The 17,754-nt window shown below is 28.0% G+C and carries 20 protein-coding genes; 8 read left to right on the forward strand and 12 right to left on the reverse strand.

Going from position 1 to position 17,754, the window contains the following annotated elements; translation table 11 throughout:
• Positions 1 to 8: 8 nt before the first annotated feature.
• From peaD to ACKU4C_RS12240, 4 genes are read left to right on the forward strand one after another with little or no spacing between them, the layout of a single operon-like run.
• Positions 9 to 1,145, forward strand: a complete 1,137-nt coding sequence (gene peaD / locus ACKU4C_RS12225) for a quinohemoprotein amine dehydrogenase subunit beta (protein ID WP_321312389.1) — start codon at positions 9 to 11, stop codon at positions 1,143 to 1,145.
• Between the two features lies 1 nt (position 1,146).
• Positions 1,147 to 2,799, forward strand: a complete 1,653-nt coding sequence (locus ACKU4C_RS12230; RefSeq protein ID WP_321312390.1) for an ABC transporter ATP-binding protein — start codon at positions 1,147 to 1,149, stop codon at positions 2,797 to 2,799.
• The gene (locus ACKU4C_RS12235) at positions 2,792 to 3,433 is read left to right on the forward strand and encodes a S8 family serine peptidase (protein WP_321312392.1); all 642 of its coding nucleotides are present in this window, start codon (positions 2,792 to 2,794) and stop codon (positions 3,431 to 3,433) included. Before ACKU4C_RS12230 ends, ACKU4C_RS12235 begins: the two co-directional genes overlap by 8 nt.
• Positions 3,420 to 4,730, forward strand: coding sequence for a tryptophan 7-halogenase (locus ACKU4C_RS12240; protein ID WP_321312393.1), 1,311 nt, complete (start codon positions 3,420 to 3,422; stop codon positions 4,728 to 4,730). The genes ACKU4C_RS12235 and ACKU4C_RS12240 overlap by 14 nt, the downstream gene beginning before the upstream one ends.
• 22 nt (positions 4,731 to 4,752) lie before the next feature.
• Here the strand turns inward: ACKU4C_RS12240 and ACKU4C_RS12245 are convergent, their stop codons facing one another.
• Genes ACKU4C_RS12245 through ACKU4C_RS12280 form a run of 8 tightly spaced genes read right to left on the reverse strand, consistent with a single transcriptional unit; the run spans position 4,753 to position 10,586 of the window.
• Positions 4,753 to 5,136: a RidA family protein gene (locus tag ACKU4C_RS12245; RefSeq protein ID WP_321312395.1), complete on the reverse strand. Its 384-nt coding sequence runs from the start codon at positions 5,134 to 5,136 to the stop codon at positions 4,753 to 4,755.
• 50 nt (positions 5,137 to 5,186) lie between these two features.
• Entirely contained in the window at positions 5,187 to 5,945 is a 759-nt protein-coding gene (locus ACKU4C_RS12250) for an NUDIX domain-containing protein (protein ID WP_321312398.1), read from the reverse strand.
• Between the two features lie 10 nt (positions 5,946 to 5,955).
• The gene (locus ACKU4C_RS12255) at positions 5,956 to 6,573 is read right to left on the reverse strand and encodes a LysE/ArgO family amino acid transporter (RefSeq protein WP_321312401.1); all 618 of its coding nucleotides are present in this window, start codon (positions 6,571 to 6,573) and stop codon (positions 5,956 to 5,958) included.
• Positions 6,573 to 7,196, reverse strand: coding sequence for a MarC family protein (locus ACKU4C_RS12260; protein ID WP_321312403.1), 624 nt, complete (start codon positions 7,194 to 7,196; stop codon positions 6,573 to 6,575). Before ACKU4C_RS12260 ends, ACKU4C_RS12255 begins: the two co-directional genes overlap by 1 nt.
• A gap of 2 nt (positions 7,197 to 7,198) precedes the next feature.
• Complete coding sequence (locus ACKU4C_RS12265; RefSeq protein ID WP_321312405.1) at positions 7,199 to 8,164, reverse strand: amino acid ABC transporter permease; 966 nt, start codon at positions 8,162 to 8,164, stop codon at positions 7,199 to 7,201.
• 3 nt (positions 8,165 to 8,167) lie between these two features.
• On the reverse strand, positions 8,168 to 8,983 hold the full coding sequence (locus ACKU4C_RS12270; protein WP_321312407.1) for a transporter substrate-binding domain-containing protein: 816 nt from the start codon (positions 8,981 to 8,983) through the stop codon (positions 8,168 to 8,170).
• A 26-nt stretch (positions 8,984 to 9,009) separates the two neighbouring features.
• On the reverse strand, positions 9,010 to 9,831 hold the full coding sequence (locus tag ACKU4C_RS12275) for a transporter substrate-binding domain-containing protein (protein ID WP_321312409.1): 822 nt from the start codon (positions 9,829 to 9,831) through the stop codon (positions 9,010 to 9,012).
• A gap of 26 nt (positions 9,832 to 9,857) precedes the next feature.
• Positions 9,858 to 10,586, reverse strand: coding sequence for an amino acid ABC transporter ATP-binding protein (locus ACKU4C_RS12280; RefSeq protein ID WP_407933770.1), 729 nt, complete (start codon positions 10,584 to 10,586; stop codon positions 9,858 to 9,860).
• A 162-nt stretch (positions 10,587 to 10,748) separates the two neighbouring features.
• On the opposite strand from ACKU4C_RS12280, the gene ACKU4C_RS12285 reads away from it, so the two are divergent.
• A complete protein-coding gene (locus ACKU4C_RS12285; RefSeq protein WP_321312412.1) occupies positions 10,749 to 11,627 on the forward strand; it encodes a DMT family transporter in 879 nt (292 codons plus the stop codon).
• Positions 11,628 to 11,660: 33 nt separating this feature from the next.
• Here the strand turns inward: ACKU4C_RS12285 and ACKU4C_RS12290 are convergent, their stop codons facing one another.
• On the reverse strand, positions 11,661 to 12,827 hold the full coding sequence (locus tag ACKU4C_RS12290; RefSeq protein ID WP_321312415.1) for an iron-containing alcohol dehydrogenase: 1,167 nt from the start codon (positions 12,825 to 12,827) through the stop codon (positions 11,661 to 11,663).
• Between the two features lie 170 nt (positions 12,828 to 12,997).
• Here ACKU4C_RS12290 and ACKU4C_RS12295 point away from each other — a divergent pair, with 170 nt between their 5' ends.
• Positions 12,998 to 14,110, forward strand: a complete 1,113-nt coding sequence (locus ACKU4C_RS12295) for a glycosyltransferase (protein WP_321312417.1) — start codon at positions 12,998 to 13,000, stop codon at positions 14,108 to 14,110.
• 155 nt (positions 14,111 to 14,265) lie between these two features.
• On the forward strand, positions 14,266 to 15,165 hold the full coding sequence (locus tag ACKU4C_RS12300; RefSeq protein WP_321312420.1) for a DMT family transporter: 900 nt from the start codon (positions 14,266 to 14,268) through the stop codon (positions 15,163 to 15,165).
• Here ACKU4C_RS12300 and ACKU4C_RS12305 read toward each other — a convergent pair.
• From ACKU4C_RS12305 to thyA, 3 genes are read right to left on the reverse strand one after another with little or no spacing between them, the layout of a single operon-like run.
• On the reverse strand, positions 15,152 to 15,970 hold the full coding sequence (locus ACKU4C_RS12305; protein ID WP_321312422.1) for a class I SAM-dependent methyltransferase: 819 nt from the start codon (positions 15,968 to 15,970) through the stop codon (positions 15,152 to 15,154). The genes ACKU4C_RS12300 and ACKU4C_RS12305 overlap by 14 nt on opposite strands.
• Before the next feature lie 55 nt (positions 15,971 to 16,025).
• On the reverse strand, positions 16,026 to 16,529 hold the full coding sequence (locus ACKU4C_RS12310) for a dihydrofolate reductase (RefSeq protein ID WP_321312423.1): 504 nt from the start codon (positions 16,527 to 16,529) through the stop codon (positions 16,026 to 16,028).
• The gene (thyA, locus tag ACKU4C_RS12315; RefSeq protein ID WP_321312425.1) at positions 16,526 to 17,389 is read right to left on the reverse strand and encodes a thymidylate synthase; all 864 of its coding nucleotides are present in this window, start codon (positions 17,387 to 17,389) and stop codon (positions 16,526 to 16,528) included. Before thyA ends, ACKU4C_RS12310 begins: the two co-directional genes overlap by 4 nt.
• 168 nt (positions 17,390 to 17,557) lie before the next feature.
• On the opposite strand from thyA, the gene ACKU4C_RS12320 reads away from it, so the two are divergent.
• Positions 17,558 to 17,722, forward strand: coding sequence for a hypothetical protein (locus ACKU4C_RS12320; protein ID WP_321312427.1), 165 nt, complete (start codon positions 17,558 to 17,560; stop codon positions 17,720 to 17,722).
• Positions 17,723 to 17,754: the final 32 nt, after the last annotated feature.

A 17,754-nucleotide genomic window follows, 5' to 3' on the forward strand; every position in this document is an offset into this window, starting at 1 on the left:
GTTTTAATATGAAAAAAATTTATTTGATAACAACAGTATTGTTAGGATTATTAGTTAGTGGGTGCAGTATAAATGAACCTAATATAGCAGATAATAAGGTTAACAATAAACAATTAAAAAAAGATAGAGATTATATTGTCTCTATAAGTAAAAAGAATGAACTTCATATCGTAGATGGAAAAACTGAAAAATTATATAAAACTTGTAAGTTAAAGGGAACTTTTAGTACTGCTGCTATGGTTGTTTCTCCTGATGGAACAAAAGTTTATGCATTACAAGATGCTTGGCAAGCAATTTATGGTTATGATTTAAATAGTTGTGAAAACTTTTTTAGTGCAAAATTATCTTCTGATGGAGTAAGGGCTCCATCTATTTTTTCTTTAGCATTAAGTAATGATGGTAAAAAGTTATATTCAATTTCAAATCCTACAAAAATATTAAAAGATAGATATCAAGTTATGGATTCAGTCTTTAAAACTTTTAATACAAATGATGGATTAGATGCAGAGGCAATGGATAGTTTTAAAGTTCCAAGACAAATAACAATAATGATGACTGCAAAAGATGGCTCAGTGTATGCGGCAGGTCCAAATCTATATAAAATTGACCCTGCATTACACAAGGTTGAAATAGCTTCAAAATTAAGATTTTGGGATAGACCTAATTATTCTGTACCCGATATCTTAGCTTTATGGCCATCTGGTCAAATATCAAATGAGATGTTATTACTATATGTAGCATCAAAATATGATGATAGTACACAAAAAGAAGATACTGCTAAACAAGTGTGGGGTGCTACAAGAGTTAATTTAAATACAGGAAAAATAGAACAAGGTGATTTTGCACCATTAGAAAATTTAATGTTTACAGGTATGACAGATCCTAATGATTCAAATATTTTATTTGGTGTCTTAACTGATTTAACAAAATTTGATAGAAAAAATCAAAAAGTATTAAAAAGAGTTTGGTTAGATCATACATATTATCAAATAAATTTTTCAACTGACGGTTCCAAAATATATTTAGGCGGTACATATAATGATATTGCTGTATATGATCCAAAAACATTGAAAAAATTAAATAATATTCAACTTCCAAAAGGAGATGTCGCTTTAGGTACAATGCAGGTATTTAGGGTTAAATAAGATGAAAAAAAACAGAGCTTTAGATAGTTTAAAATATTACCTTTCTAAAGAAAAAAGAGCTATTTCTATACTTCTTGGTATCTCTATGATATCAAGCGGTATTGCTGTTGTTCAACCTTTATTAATGCAAAATTTTATTGATAACGCATTGATATTAAAAGATATAGACAGCTTTTATTATTTTGTTCTTCTTATTGTGTTTGTTTCTATTTTAGGAGTAGCTCTTTCTGTTTTTTTACAATATAACTATACAAAACTCTCTATAAAGGTTTTGTATAGTTTAAGACTTGATGTTTTTGAAAAGATATTTTTTAATAATAAACTTTTTTTTCAAAAAAATCGTGTTGGGGATTTGCTTTCAAGACTTGAAGGGGATATTAGTGAACTTCAAAGATTTGGAATTGATTCTTTGTTTGCTCTGTTTTCTGCACTATTAGGATTAATAGGTGCTGTTGTTATTATGCTATTTTATGATTTGTCTTTGGCAATATTTGCTTTGATTTTATTTCCCCTTGAATTTTTTTTATTAAAACCTATGTATTCAAAAATGCATAATATAACAAAAGATGTTAGACAAAGCAGTTCCATAATGGGAAGTTTTATAATAGAGTCTTTAAGATATGTAAGTTTTCTAAAAAAATTCAATGCAGTAAAAGATAGAAAAAATATTTTAAGTTCTCTTCAAAAAGAGAATAAAAATAAAATTCTTCTTCAACAAAAACTTCAAATAGTTTTTACTCAAATACCTCTGCTTATAAGTTTAACTGCAAGAGTTGTTTTGATATTTTTGGGTGGATTAAAAGTTATAAACGGTGAGATAACAATAGGGCAGTTAATAGCTTTTTTAAGTTATTTTTCTATGGTTTTAGCTCCTGTGCATACGGTTTTGGGAATTTTAAATAATATTCCAAAATTAAAAGTTAGTATAAATAGATTAGATGAGATTTTACCTCAAAATAGAAGTTTAGCAATAATTGATAAACTACCAAAAAGTATTGATATAGAGTTTAAAAATGTAAATTTTGCTTATGAAAACTATTACGATATTTTTAGAAATTTAAACCTGAAAATCGCTTTTAAAGATAAAATTGTTTTAATGGGTTCAAACGGTATAGGAAAAACTACATTAATAGAGCTGCTTTTAAATGAACACTTATTAAAGCAAGGTGAAATTTTATTAAATAACACAAATATACAAGAGATAAAAAATGAGACTTTACAAAATCATATTGCTTTAGTAGAGCAAAATCCCGTGATTTTATCAACAACATTAAAAGAGAATCTACTTATAGCCAATAAAAATGCCAATGAAGATGAGCTTTTAAATGTATTGGAAAAAGTAGGGCTTTTATTTTGGTTTAAAAGTTTAGAAAGAGGGTTTCAAACAGTTTTAAGTGAGGATGGGCAAAATCTTTCAGGAGGGCAAAAACAGCGCTTGGCAATTGCAAGAGTTATACTTAAAAAACCTTCAATAGTAATTATGGATGAACCTACATCTTCATTGGATAAGGATTTTATAAAAGTTATGGATGGTTTAATTGATGAAAACTTTAAAGAGTCTACAAAGATTATTATTTCTCACCATTTTTGTTATAAGAATGCAAAGTATCTAAAAATTAAAGATAAAAAAATAGTTGAGTTAAAAGATGAATAAAGAAGTCTATGTGGCAATCCTTGACAGCGGTTGTAGTTTTAAAACTTATGAAAAGTTCTCTCTTTCCTTTGATGAAAAACAAAAACCTGTTTTTAAAGAGCAAAAAAATATTAATTTTTTGCATGGGGATGTTATTGCAAATATTATAAAACAAAAGGGTGTAAATATCTACGATATACAGATATTTAATGAAAAACTTTTGACAACACCTTTGCATATTTATTATGCTTTAAAATATCTCCTTGATAAAAAAATAGATGTAATAAGTTTAAGTCTGGGATTTAATACAAACTATAAAGAAATAGAAGAAGTTTGTAATGAACTTCTTAAAAAAGGAGTAACAATAGTTGCTTCATATCCTAGACGTTCAAAAGTGCATACATATCCAGCTTCTTATGAGAAAGTTATAAAAGTAACTTCTGAAGGGATGTGTAAAGATGATAAAGTTGTTTCTTTAGAGGCTTCAAAACTCTTTTTTGGAGCCAATCCTTTTTCAAATAAAAAAGAGGTTGCAGGTTCTAGTGTAGCAGTTGCAAAGTTTACAAGTGAGTATTGTGCTTACTTACAAAAAGGATTTACAAAAGAGCAGATTTTAAAAGAGTTTGAAAAAAGGAGAGTAAATGAACCCTACTAAAAAAATCGTGGTATTAGGTGCTGGCGTAGCAGGAGTTACCACTGCAATTGGATTAAAAAAATTAGGATTTGATGTAACAATTATATATAAAAACCGTCCCTTTAGGGCATATGAGGGACTTAGTCAAAAAACAAAAGATGGCTTCTCTTTACTTGATTGTAAAAACTGCTTTTCACAATTAAATACCCAATCTGTAAGAAACTCAAATTGGGCAGAGATGAATAGTAAAGTAAATTATGAATATGTAGTTTGTAGAGATGACTTTGATATGGCTTTGTTACAAGATGCAAAGGAACATAATATTTCACTTATAAGGGGAAATATTCTTGGAAAAATAGATTTTCAAGATAAAGTAAGTGTGAAATATAAAAGTGAAAATATTAAAAATACCTTTATAGCAGACTTTGTTGTAGATGCTAGAGGAAGATTTACTCCATATAAAAGTGAATATAAGCATGGACCTAAAAGTTTTTCTATTTTACAAGAGTTAGAATTAGATAGTATGAGTCAAAGCAAAACTTCAATTGATACCGTAGAAAACGGTTGGGTTTGGCAAGCTTATGTGGGAGAAAATAGAGGATATATTCAATTTACCTGCGATGAAGAACTTGCAAAAAAAATAGAGAGTTTTGAAGATGTAAAGCCATTTTTAGAGAATCAAGGTATCGATTTATGGAGTTTAAAAAATCATAAATTAAAAGGCTCTTTAGTAAAAAGAGATTCCTATTGTAAAGTACATAAAACAATTGTTACAGATAAAATGATATTAGTTGGAGATAGTGCTTCAAGTATTGACCCACTTTCAGGGAATGGAGTTTTTCAATCATTGAGTATGTCAAGTATTGCTCCGTATGTGATAAATACTATTTTAAATAGAGAAGAAAATAAAGAGATTGCAATAGAGTTTTATAAAAAAAGAGTAAATTATATTTTTGAAAAGTTTTCAAAGGTTGGTAAAGATTTTTATTCTTTAGAAAAAAGATTTAAAACAAATTTTTGGATAAAAAGACAAACTTATCCTTTAAATACAATACAAGATGAGAGTATAAAGATTGAAAATTATGCCATTGTAAGAGATGGATTTATAGAACCTAAAGAGGTAGTTATAACAAAAGATAACCCCCTTGGTATTTATTTTTTAGGAAATATTGAAATAGTTGAATTGGTTAAATATTGTTTAAATAATAGTGTAGAAAAAGCCTTAAACTTTTTTGATAATTTTTGTGAGAAAAAAAGTTTATCTTTAGATAGTAGGATATTTTTGAAAAAATGGTTACTGAATCAAAGTATAATATAAATTAAAAACTAGAAGAATCCTTCTAGTTTTTATATGCAATTACATCTACTTCAACTAAAACATTTTTTGGTAATGTTTTAACTGCTACAGTTGCTCTTGCGGGTGCTGTTTCGGCTTTAAAATATTGGGCATATACTTCATTAAAAGCTACAAAGTTATCCATATCAGATAGATAACAAGTTGTTTTAAGAACATTGTCAAAAGATGAGTTTGCTTCTTTTAGTACTTCAGCAAGGTTTTCCATAACTTTTGCAGTTTGTTCTTTGATTCCACCCTCAACTATTTCCATTGTTTCTGGGTTTAATGGAATTTGTCCTGATAAAAATACTAATTTTTCAAATGATGTTCCTTGGTTGTATGGTCCAATTGCTGCTGGAGCTTTTGGTGTTGATATTATTTCTTTCATATTAATCCTTTATATATTTTATAAAAATTTATTATACTGCCTTCTTACTTTTAATCTCTTGGAAAAAACAGCTCAAAATCTCTTTTTATGTGAGTTAATGTTTCTTGATTTGCTCTTATAAAGCCCTCTTCTTTTAATGCAGCTTTTACAATAGCTTTTGAATAATCAAGTACATTCTCATCATTTAAGTATTCTTCTACACCTACCCACTTAGCATCTTCTATCTCTTGAGTATCTTTTATATTTATCTCATAAGTTAAAGGTTTAGCCAAACATAAGACATATAGATTTGATTTATGAAATTGATGGGGATAAAAATGTCCTAAAGAGATTACAGATTTAAATTCAACTTTTATTCCTGTTTCTTCAAAAACCTCTCTACAAGCTGCTGTAGTTATCATCTCTTTATCATCTATATGACCACCTGGTATTTTATAGCCAACTCTTGAGATTCTTTCTTTAATAACTAAAACTTCATTTTTATCATTTATTGTAACGACACCTACTCCCAAAGTATGATTTGCAGCTGTTGGAATAATCGCATTCTTTTTTTGTCTCTTTACTACTAAAATATAATCTTCACCGCAAGAATGAAAAAAGAACCCTTTTTTTGTTGCACATGATATAAAATCTGATTTTTCTATATTTATATAAATCCAAATAAGATTTCTAATATCTTTTGTTTTTTCAATTAAAGTATCTAAATTTTTATCAAATAAATTAAAATTATCAGGTAAGTCTTTGTGATCTATTGTTATTCCATTATATGGATCTAATACAGTTTTAAAACCTGCTATATCTTCTACCATTTTTACTCTTTTATAAAATTATTAAATCTTTTAATGAATATGCTATATAAAGCATTAAAAAACCAATTGATATATCCAAAACTTTCCATGTAATTGGTTTTTTAAATAAAGGGATTAAAAGTCTAGCTCCAAATCCCAAAGATAAAAACCAAACAGATGAAGCTAAAGAACAACCTACTATAAAATAGATTTTCATATTTTCATCAATATTCGCACCGATTCCGCCTATTAAAAGAACTGTATCCAAATAAGTATGAGGATTTAGATAAGTAAACACAAAAAGTAAAGTTATTACTTGTCTTAATGGATTTGTCTTTATTTGATCATCAATTTTTAAAGACTCATTTTTTAAAGCTGATTTAAAAGAAGTAAAAGCATAAAAACACAAAAAGGCTATTCCAAATATGGCAATACCATTTATAAAAAGTTGTTCCCCTTTTATAAGAAAACCAAGACCTAAAACACCTGCACTTATTAGAAGAATATCTGAAAAAATACAAAACAATACAGCTTTTAATACATGTTGTCTTAAAAGTCCAAGTTTTAAAATATAAGCATTTTGAGCTCCTATTGCTACAATCAAAGTGATTGTAATAATAAAACCTCTTAAAAGAGTATCAAATTCCATTATAAATAGCTTTGCGAAAGATGTACAACACCTGAGATTATAAACTGTACTGCTAATGCACCAACTATAAGTCCCATTAATTTAGTAATAATATTTTGTCCAGTTAATCCTAAATATTTTTTTATATAAATAGAATTTTTTAAGACTAAATAAAAAATCAAAGCATTTATACAAAAAGCTACAACCAAAGAAAAAAGTTCAACACTATTTTCAACTTGATTTTTAAAAATGATTATTGTAGTAAAAAGTCCTGTACCAAACGCAATAGGAATACCTATTGGAATAATTGCCAATTCTTCATCATTTTTATCACTATCTTGTTTTTTACTCTCTGTTTTACTTCCTCTAACCATAGTAATTGCCATAAGTAGAAGTATAATACCACCCATAACTTTTAGTGAATCTTCATGTATACCAAAAAGCTTTAAAACTAAATCTCCAGTGGTTAAAACAACAAAAAATGCTATTAAAATAGTTTTAGTTGTTTTTTTTGCAATAATTGCAATTTGAGTTTTTGTAATATTAGTACTTAAAAGAGATAGTGCTATTGCACTAACTCCTATAGGATCCATAATAGCAAAGAAAGTAATAGTTTGCTGTAAAAAATTTTGAAAAAGTTCCAAGATTAACTCATCCCACCTTTTTCTGCCATTCTTTTTTCTATTCTATGTCCAATGAAACTAAGTGTAGATGTTATAGTAAGATATAAAAGTGCAACTACTATCCATGTTTCAAAGGGTGAAAAAGTGTTTGCAACAATCTCTTTACCAACTTTTGTTAAATCTGTAATTGAAATAACTGAAACTAAAGATGAATCTTTTACTAATGCAATCATCTCTCCAACTAAAGTTGGTAAAGCTCTTTTAAAAGCCTGAGGCAGAATAATATATCTCATAGCTTGGAATTTTGTAATTCCTAAAGAACTTGCAGCTTCTTGTTGACCTTTATCAATTGATTGAATTGCACCTCTTAAAATCTCTGCCATGTAAGCACCAAAGAAAATTCCAAGAGATAATACCCCAGCTACAAATCTATCCAATTCAAAAATATTTGCAACAATAAAATAAAATAAGAATATCTGAACAAGAAGAGGCGTACCTCTAACTATTGTAATATACACAGTAGCTATATCTTTTAAAAACTGATACGAGGAAAGCTTCATAAAAGCGACAACTACTCCAATTATAAAAGTTAAAATTGCTGCAAAAAATGAGATTTTTAAAGTTATCCAAAGTCCATTTAATATAGGCCCTGTTCTCATCTCTGTTTTAGTAGCTAAATAATCACCTTCATAAACTTGTTCTCCAACTTTATAATCAAATGAAAAACTACTATCTAATTTTTTTAATTCTACTCTTTCATCACCATCAATAATATACTTATTATTCTCAAACAGTAGTTTTCCATCTACAGGAGCCTCTATTGTAATAGTCTCTTCATAAGCAAAATATTTAGGAACAGAATTCCACTTCCAAACATAATTCATGTTTGAAGCTGCCATATAAAAGAAATACCCTATAAGTAGGTAAAAACCTACGGCAATAATATGCCCTAGGTTTTTATTTTGTGTCCATGATTCTTTTCTAGCCATAAACTATTGAACTCTTTTTAACCAGTCTGTTTCAACTAGCCATTTTTGATATAATTCATCAGAGAATCCAACAACTTTATCTTCTTGCATTTGTCTTAAAAAGTTATTTAACCAGTTAATAAAGTCTGGATCACCTTTTCTAATTGCCCATGCAAGTGGTTCATAAGTAAGTGGCTTATCTAAGTGAATAAGTTTACCTTTACCTTTATCTGACATAAATAATACGTTATAAGGTTGGTCATAAACAAAAGCATCTGCTTTACCATTTAATACTTCAGCAGCTGCATCTGCTTCAGTTTCAAAAGTCACAATTTTAGCTTTTTTGAAAAATTTTCTTGTTGCAACTTCACCTGTAACACCAAGTTTAGTAACAATAGTATATTCAGGTTTATCTAAATCTTTTGCAGTATTAACTTTACCTTTTAATTCTTTTTTCATTAAAATTGTTTGACCAACAACAACATAAGGATTAGCAAAATTAATTTTTAAATTTCTTTGTTGAGTAATAGTCATGCCAGACATAATAATATCACATTTACCAGTAACTAATGCAGCAATAATCCCATCCCATGCTGTTGGAAGAAGTTTTAGTTTAACTCCCATCTCTTTTGACATTTTTTTAGCAAAATCCACATCATAACCAATAATTCTACCTTTTTTATCTTTCATTTCAAAAGGCATATAACCAGGTTCCATACAAACTTGTAACTCCCCTCTTTCTAAAATCTGATTTAATGTAGACTTTTTCCATAAATTGATATCATCTGCAAAAACAGATAAACTTAAAAAGGCAACTAATGCCAACATAATTTTTTTCATCTTTACTCCTATATTTTAAGATTGAATTATTGTAGTTTGTCTAACCATTTAGTATCAACAAACCATTTTTGATAAAGTATTTCATGTAAATTTACAACTTTATCTTCTTTTATTTGTCTTAAAAAGTTATTTAACCAATTAAGAAAATCTGGGTCGCCTTTTCTAATTGCAAAAGCAAGTGGCTCATACGTTAAAGGTTTATCTAAATGTACTAATTTGCCTTTACCTTTATCATCTGCAAAAATTGCATTATAAGGTTGATCATTTATAAATGCAGTAGCTTTACCATTTAAAACCTCTGCAACAGCTTCAGCTTCTGTATCAAAAGTATTTATTTTCGCATTTTTAAAGAATTTTTTAGCAACAATTTCACCTGTTTGCCCAAGCTTTGCTGTAATAACATATTTTTTATCATCTAAATCTTTTGCAGATTTAATCTTTTGTTCAAATTCTTTATTTAGTAAAACTGTTTGTCCAACAACAAGGTATGGATCAGAAAAATTAATTTTAAGATTTCTTTGTTGTGTGATTGTCATTCCTGCAATGATAATATCAAATTTCCCAGTTAATAACCCAGCAATTATCCCATCAAATGCTGTTGGAACAATTTCTAGTTTAACTCCCATCGCTTTTGCCATTGCTTTTGCAATGTCAACATCATAACCAATAATTCTACCTTTTCTATCTTTCATTTCAAAAGGCATATAACCTGGTTCTAAACCAACTTTTAAAACACCTTTATCTAAAATTTTATTTAGTGTTGATTTTTTCCATAAATTTATATCTTCTGCATATAAACTATTTATTGCAAAAAAAGTTAATAATCCAAGTAAAATTTTTTTAAGCATTTAAAATATTCCTTATATAATGTGAATTAATGTGTTAAAATCTCTTTTAGAAAATCTTTTGCTCTTTGACTTTTTGGATTTTCAAAGAACTCTTTTGGAGTGTTTTCTTCCACAATTACTCCATGATCCATAAAAACAATTCTATCACCAACCTCTTTTGCAAACCCCATTTCATGAGTTACACAAACAATTGTAAAATTTTCAAGTGCTAAATCTTTCATAACAGAAAGAACATCACCAATTGTTTCTGGGTCTAATGCTGATGTAGGTTCATCAAAAAGTATAACTTTTGGTTTCATAGCCAAAGATCTAGCTATTGCAACTCTTTGTTTTTGTCCCCCACTTAAATCCCCTGGGTAAGAATCAGCTTTATGCTCTAATTTTACTTTTGCAAGTAATTCCATAGCAATTTTTTTAGCTTCATCCTTTTTTACATTTTTAACTAAACCTGGAGCTAATGTAATATTTTCTAATATTGTTAAGTGTGGGAAAAGATTAAAGTGTTGAAATACCATTCCAACTTCACCTCTAATTGCTTGTAGATTTTTTCTACTCTCATTGATATCAATATTATCAACAATTATTGTTCCACTATCAATCTCTTCTAAACCATTAATACACCTAATAAGCGTAGATTTACCAGAACCTGATGGTCCACAAACAACTACGATTTCACCTTTTTTAACATAAAAATTGATACCTTTTAAAACGTGAAAATCATCAAAATACTTATCAATTTTATCCATACTTATAATATTACTAGCCATGCTCTCTCTTTTTTTAGTCTAAACGATTATAATATAATAAATAGATTTAAACTAAAATATAAATGTGTAACAATTATACAATTTTTAAAAAACTAATAATTTAATAAACTTAAATGTATAATTCTCATCTTTATTTTTAGGAGAATTAATTTGAATAGAAAAAAACTTTTAGAGTTAAGAGCAGATTTTCTACTTTTAACAGTTGCAATTGCATGGGGAGTTACTTTCTTGATGGTTCAAGAAGCTATAGAAACTGTGCCTGTGTATTCTTTTTTATTTTATAGATTTTTAATTGCAACAATACTTATGGCAATAATCGCTTATAAATTTTACGATAAAATAAATAAACAAACAATATTTTATGGATTTGTTTTAGGAACTTTTCTCTTTTCTGCATTTGCTACACAAACTTTTGGATTAGCCTATACAAAAAGTTCAATTGTAGCTTTTATCACTGGTTTAAATGTAATCTTAGTTCCATTTTTTGCTTATGTTATATTTAAAGACCATGTTAGAAAGATGGTTTTTATTGGTTCAATTGTAGCTGTAATAGGATTATATCTTCTAACTATGAGTGGAGAATTAACACTTGGTTTTGGAGAATTATTAACCCTTATTTGCTCTGCATTATTTGCACTACAAATTCTTTTTACCGATAAATATTCAAAAAAAGTAAATGTATTTATGCTGGTTTTATTTCAATTTTTAACCGTTACAATCTATTCACTAATTTTTTCACTTACATTAGATGAAGTAACATTTAACGTTAGTATGGATGGTGCATTTTTAAAAGCTGTAATAGTTACTTCAGTTTTTGCTACTGTTTATGCTTTTTTAATCCAAACCTATATGCAACAATTTACAACACCAACAAAAACTGCAATTATATTTACTATGGAACCTGTAAGTGCAGGTGTTTATGGTTATTTTGTAGGAAATGAATTATTAACATCAATACAAATTTTAGGTGCAGTATTTATTATATTTGCAGTACTTTTAGCAGAACTAAAACTAAAAAGAGAGAAATAAACTAAAATAGAAAAATCTATTTTAGTTTAATATTTAAAAGTCTACTTTTTTACCTTCAAAAGTGCATATAAACAACTCTTTCATAGTTTTATCATCTATAGTTCTTGGATTTGCTCCTGTACAAGCATCAAGTACAGCATTATGTGAAATAAAATCTAAATGCTCTTCAAACTCATTTTTATTTATACCATACTCTTCCATTGAGTGAGGGATATTTAATTTATTATTTAATTCATCAATAAAATCAATATAAGAATCAACTAACTGTTTTGAAGTTTCACCTTCTAGTTTCAAATATTTTGCAATATCAGCATATCTATCCTCACAAGCTTTTCTATTATAAGAGATAACATAAGGTAAAAATATTGCATTTGCACAACCATGAGGTATTCCAAAAACTGCACCAACTTTATGAGCCATTGAGTGGGTAATCCCCAGTAATGCATTTGAAAAAGCCATTCCTGCTAAACATTGTGCTTCATGCATCAACTCTTTTGCTTTTTCGTCTCCATTATATGAATCTATCAATGATTCTTTTATCATCTCAAGAGATTTTAAAGCTAAAGGATCTGAAAAGTTGCTATGAAGTGCAGCTACATATGCTTCAGTTGCATGTGTTAAAGCATCCATTCCTGTATGTGCTACTAATTTTTGTGGCATTGTTTTTGCAATATTTGGATCTACAATTGCGATGTCTGGAGTGATATTAAAATCTGCCATAGGGTATTTGATTTTTTCTTTATAATCTGTAATAACTGAAAAAGCCGTAACTTCTGTAGCTGTACCACTTGTAGAGGGGATAGCTACAAAAATAGCTTTTTGTCTTAATGTAGGTAGATTAAAAGGGATAACTGCTTCTTTAAAAGTAAAATCTGGATATTCATAAAAAATCCACATCGCTTTTGCTGCATCTATTGCTGAACCTCCACCCATTGAGATTATAATATCTGGTTCAAACTCAAGCATTTTTTTTGCACCATCCATAACAGTATCAACACCAGGATCTGGTTCAATACCTTCAATAGTTTGAACTTCTAAATCTGCTTCTTTTAAATATGAAATTGCTTTATCTAAAAAACCAAATTTTTTCATTGAGTTTCCACCAACAATCAAAATTGCTTTTTTACCTTTTAAATTTTTTAATTCTTCTAATGAACCTGCGCCATGATAAATATCTCTTGGTAATGTAAAACGAGCCATAATATATTCCTTTATTTATTTAATATTTCTATATTAATCCAATCTAACTTAAATAAACTTTTTAAAAAGCTATCTTATTTGTAGTCAAATATTAAAAAAAAGATAAAATGCTTTTTTATTGCAACGCTATAGATATATAATTTGATTATTCCAATTTAGGAGAGATATGCATGAAAAAGTTTTTATATATTACAGATCAAGATGAATATACAGACCACAGTTTTATTGGGCCTCTATTTGAAAAATACTTACAAGATCATTTCGAAGTAAACATAGTGTATTTTAGTGAATTTAAAGCAGAATTTGAAAAAAAAGATGAAAAAAGATTTATTCTTCCTATTGCAGCTAAAACAAAAGTTATCAAAGAACTAAAAAATGCAAATATTGATATTGGTTCATATTCATACATTGTAGTTAGAAATAGTTCAGAGATATTAAAAGATGTGTTATCAAATAGTAGAGCTTATGATTATAAAGTTGGATATAGACTATCTTTTCCAAAAAGAAGAGCAAAAATACAAGCTGATAAAGCTAATAACAAATCAAACTTTTTTAAAGATTTAAACAATACTTTAGCTACTTATTCAGAAACAAAACTTATAAATCAATGTGATTTATTTCTTCCAACTTCAAGACAAATGCATGAAGAATATTTTAAAGATGTAAATATAAAAACTTATATCTGTCCTCCTGCTCTTGACCCTGAGATATTACATGATAATATTCAACATGAAGGGAGTGAAAAAAGATTTTTTTATGCAGGGACACTTGACAAGCTTAGAGAATTTGAAACAGTTTTAGAAGCTTTTGACTCTCTTAACACTAAAGATTGGACTTTAACTATTTCTACAAAAGACCCTAAATATACAAAAGAGGTAATAGATAGTTTTGATAATCTAAAAGAAAGAGTTAAAATCCAAAATGCAAAAACAAAAGAGGAATTACTAAACCTAATTGCTAAAGCAGATATAGGAGTTTCAATTTTACCTGATATTCCACTATTTAATACCTCAACACCAGTTAAAATAATGGATTATTATGCTTCAGCAGTACCTTGTATTATGACAAATAATGCAAATAACAGTGAGATTTTTGAAGAAGATAAAGATGCTTGGTTTTGTGAATTTTCAAAAAAAGCTATAAAAGAAAAACTTGAATATATTTTAGATTTACCAAAAGATGAAGTAGCTCAAGTTGGTTTAAATGGACAAGAAAGACTGTTAGCAGTTAGGAACTACAAAAGAATTGCAGCAGACTTAGCTCACCAATTAAATATTTTATAAGAGAATTTTTCTCTTATAAAAAACTACATTTTTGCTTATTTTTAGTAAAGCAGATATATAATTCCATTTTAATAGACCATTATAAAACATTTTCTCACAAGTTTTAAAGTTTATTAAAAAATCAAATCTTATATTTTAATACTCAAGAGAAAAAAATGAATTATTTTGGAATGTTTTTACTTACAATTGCAATGTTTATATGGGGTAGTTCTTTTATTGCTTTAAAAATTGCAATGGTAGATTTAGGACCACTTACTGTTATATTTTTTAGAATGCTTATTGCATCTATGTGTTTTTTATATTTTATAAAAGATTTTATGAAATTTAATTTCACTAAAAAAAATATTCAACTGCTTTTACTTTTAGCTTTTTTTGAGCCTTGTCTTTATTTTATTTTTGAGGCCAAAGCTTTACAAAATACAACTGTTTCCCAAGCGGGTATGATAACTTCACTTTTACCAATAATAGCAGGTGTAGCAGCTGGATATTTTTTAAAAGAGAAAATCACAAAAAGACTAATACTAGGTTCTATTATTGCTCTAACAGGAGCTATTGTTTTAAGCTCACAAGCAACAGCTTCACACAGTGCACCTAATCCAATATTAGGGAATATCTATGAATTTCTTGCTATGGTTTGTGGGGCAGGATATACAATAGTTGCTAGATATCTAACAAAAGAGTTTTCAGCACTGTTTATTACTGCTTTTCAAGTTTTTATAGGAGCTATTTTCTTTTTACCATTTTTCATTTTTGAATTAACACATTTAGAGTTGAATTTTACTTTTAATTCTGTTGCTTCTTTATTTTATTTAGGTATTATAGTTACTCTAGGTGGATATGGTTTATATAATTATGCTTTGACAAAAATAGAGGCTTCTAAGGCTGCTGTGTTTATCTATCTTATTCCTATTTTTACTTTGATTTTAGCTAATATAATTTTAAATGAAGTTATCTCTTTTGTAGAGATACTAGCCTCAGCTATTATTCTTCTAGGTGTATTTATTAGTGAGTTTTCACCTTCAAAATTTAAAATAAAAAAAACTAAGAGTGTTTAACTCTTTTATCCCAAGAGATGATAGCCCAATAAACATACTCTTCTTGAGGTTCTTTTTTTATAAGAACCTCATTGTAATAAGTGCATAAATTTTGAATATCATCTGCATTTAAACTTCCAATACTCCAAGTTATAGAATCTACAAAATCTCCAAAAGAATCTATTTTTTTCTGTTTGTTTTCACTTCTAATAAAATCAACTTTTGCATTAATTCCCATTTGATAAAGAATATTAACTAAGTAGATATAATCAGGCTTTTTTATAATATCTTTGTTAAGAACAGCTAATATCTCTTCTGAAACAAAAGAACCACCAACTTTATAAGATAAAACAACTTTTTTCTTTGCTTTAGAGTTTAATTTTGTTAAAGCTTTTTTCATATCTGCAACCTCTAAAGACCTTGAAGCAATTACTAAATCACAAGAAGGTATCTCATCCCAAGAATCATCCCAAGATTTATTTACTAAATCAATATTTTCAATACCTTTTTGCTTTGCATTAGATTCTAATAACTCTAACATTTTTGAAGAATAATCTAAAGCATAAACTTTTTCTAGTTTGGGTGCAAGTTTTAAACTTAAGTTTCCAACTCCACATCCTACATCAAGTAAAGTTTCTATATCTTTTAGATCTAAAAGTTCTAAAAACTCTTCATTATAAATAGAATTGTGTACTTTTTCATTCATAAATACAGATTTTTTATCCCAATCACTTGAACTTTTTGGTTTAAAAATTGTCTGCTCTTTTTGCTCGATATATAGTTGATTAAAATTTATCTTATCAAGATTAGTCAATTCTATACTCAATTTTTACCTTTTCTATTTAATTGCAAATGTCAAAAATTTACTTTTAAAGTTTTTACTAATCTTTTTTTACCCAAACTTTAAACTTCCAAGCTGGACTTTTTACACTCTCACCCTCTTTTACCTCAGCATAATCTTTTTGCTCAACTAAATCCCAGTTTGTAAAATCGATCTCTTCTAAAAAAGCATCCGCTTCCCCTTCAAAATCAACTTCAGTTAAATACATTTTGTCAACATAAGGGAAAAGTGTATTATAGATATTTGCTCCACCTATGATAAATAGTTCCTCTTCTGCATTTTTTCTTGCAAAATTAAAAGCTTCTTGAACATCATTAAAAGTGTGAACACCTTCATGTTCAAAACCACTATTACTTAAAACAAGTGAAGTTCTATTTGGAAGGGGTTTTCCTATAGACTCAAAGGTTTTTCTTCCCATTAAAAGATGATGACCTGAAGTTATTTGTTTAAAGTTTTTAAAATCCTCAGATATATGCCATAACATTTGGTTATTTAAACCAATCTCCCAATTTTTTCCATATGCTACAATCATAGATATTATCATACTGCCATTACTCCTTTTATTGGTTCGTGACACTCATAATCAACAAGTTCAAAGTCTTCCATTTTGAAATCATTTATATCTTTAATCTCTGGATTGATTTTCATTGTTGGTTTTTTAAATGGTGTTCTTGTTAATTGTAAATTTACTTGTTCCATGTGGTTTGAGTAGATATGTGCATCTCCAAAAGTATGAACAAAATCCCCTAACTCTAAATCACAAACTTGTGCAATCATCATAGTTAATAAAGCATAAGAAGCTATGTTAAAAGGAACTCCTAAAAATACATCTGCACTTCTTTGGTATAGTTGACAAGATAGTTTTCCATTTGCTACATAAAACTGGAAAAAAGTATGACAAGGTGGAAGTGCCATATTGTCTATCTCAGCTGCATTCCAAGCGTTTAGAATAATTCTTCTACTATCTGGATTTGTTTTGATTTGGTTTATAATATCAGCTAATTGGTCAACTCTTTTTCCATTTGCACCTTCCCAAGACCTCCATTGAGCTCCATATACAGGTCCTAGTTGTTTTACAGTATCTGTATTTGTATAACCTAAGTCTTTACCTTGTGCATCTGCATTTGCAGTCCAAACAGTTTTTTTATCAATTAGGTTTTCTGCTTTGTCTCCAAAGTGTATTTCAGCAAGTCTTCTTTCATCTGTGCTTCCCTCAATAAACCATAAAAGCTCAGAGATAATAGCTTTTAGATGGGTTTTTTTAGTAGTAACTAAAGGGAAACCTTCACTTAAATCAAATCTCATTTGATAACCAAAAACAGAAGTAGTACCAGTACCTGTTCTATCCTCTTTTTTAATACCATTATCTAAAATATGTTGCAGTAAGTCTAAGTATTGTTTCAATGATATTCCTTCTTTTTTTATAGTTTGTTATTTTAGCAGATTCATACTTTTTTCTAGTTTTTATCTTGAATCAAATAAAAAACCTCTTAATAAGTCATTGATGTTTATGTAAACTTTTAAATAATATTCTTGTAATATATTTGAAAATATTATGTTTAAAGAGTTTTTATGGAATTGGTTTATTTGTGGGTTGAGGATTATAAGAATATAAAGAAACAGGGATTTAATTTTTCTCCTAGGTTTGAGTACGAGTATAAAAAAGATGAAGACCTACACAAACGTCCACTTTCAAAACTAATAAAAGATATCAGTGAAGAGTTAGATTTATTATAATAATCCCTTGAAGATTTACCTCTTCAAGGGAT

Origin of the sequence: Halarcobacter sp., from assembly GCF_963676935.1 — a bacterium.
Lineage (GTDB): Bacteria > Campylobacterota > Campylobacteria > Campylobacterales > Arcobacteraceae > Halarcobacter.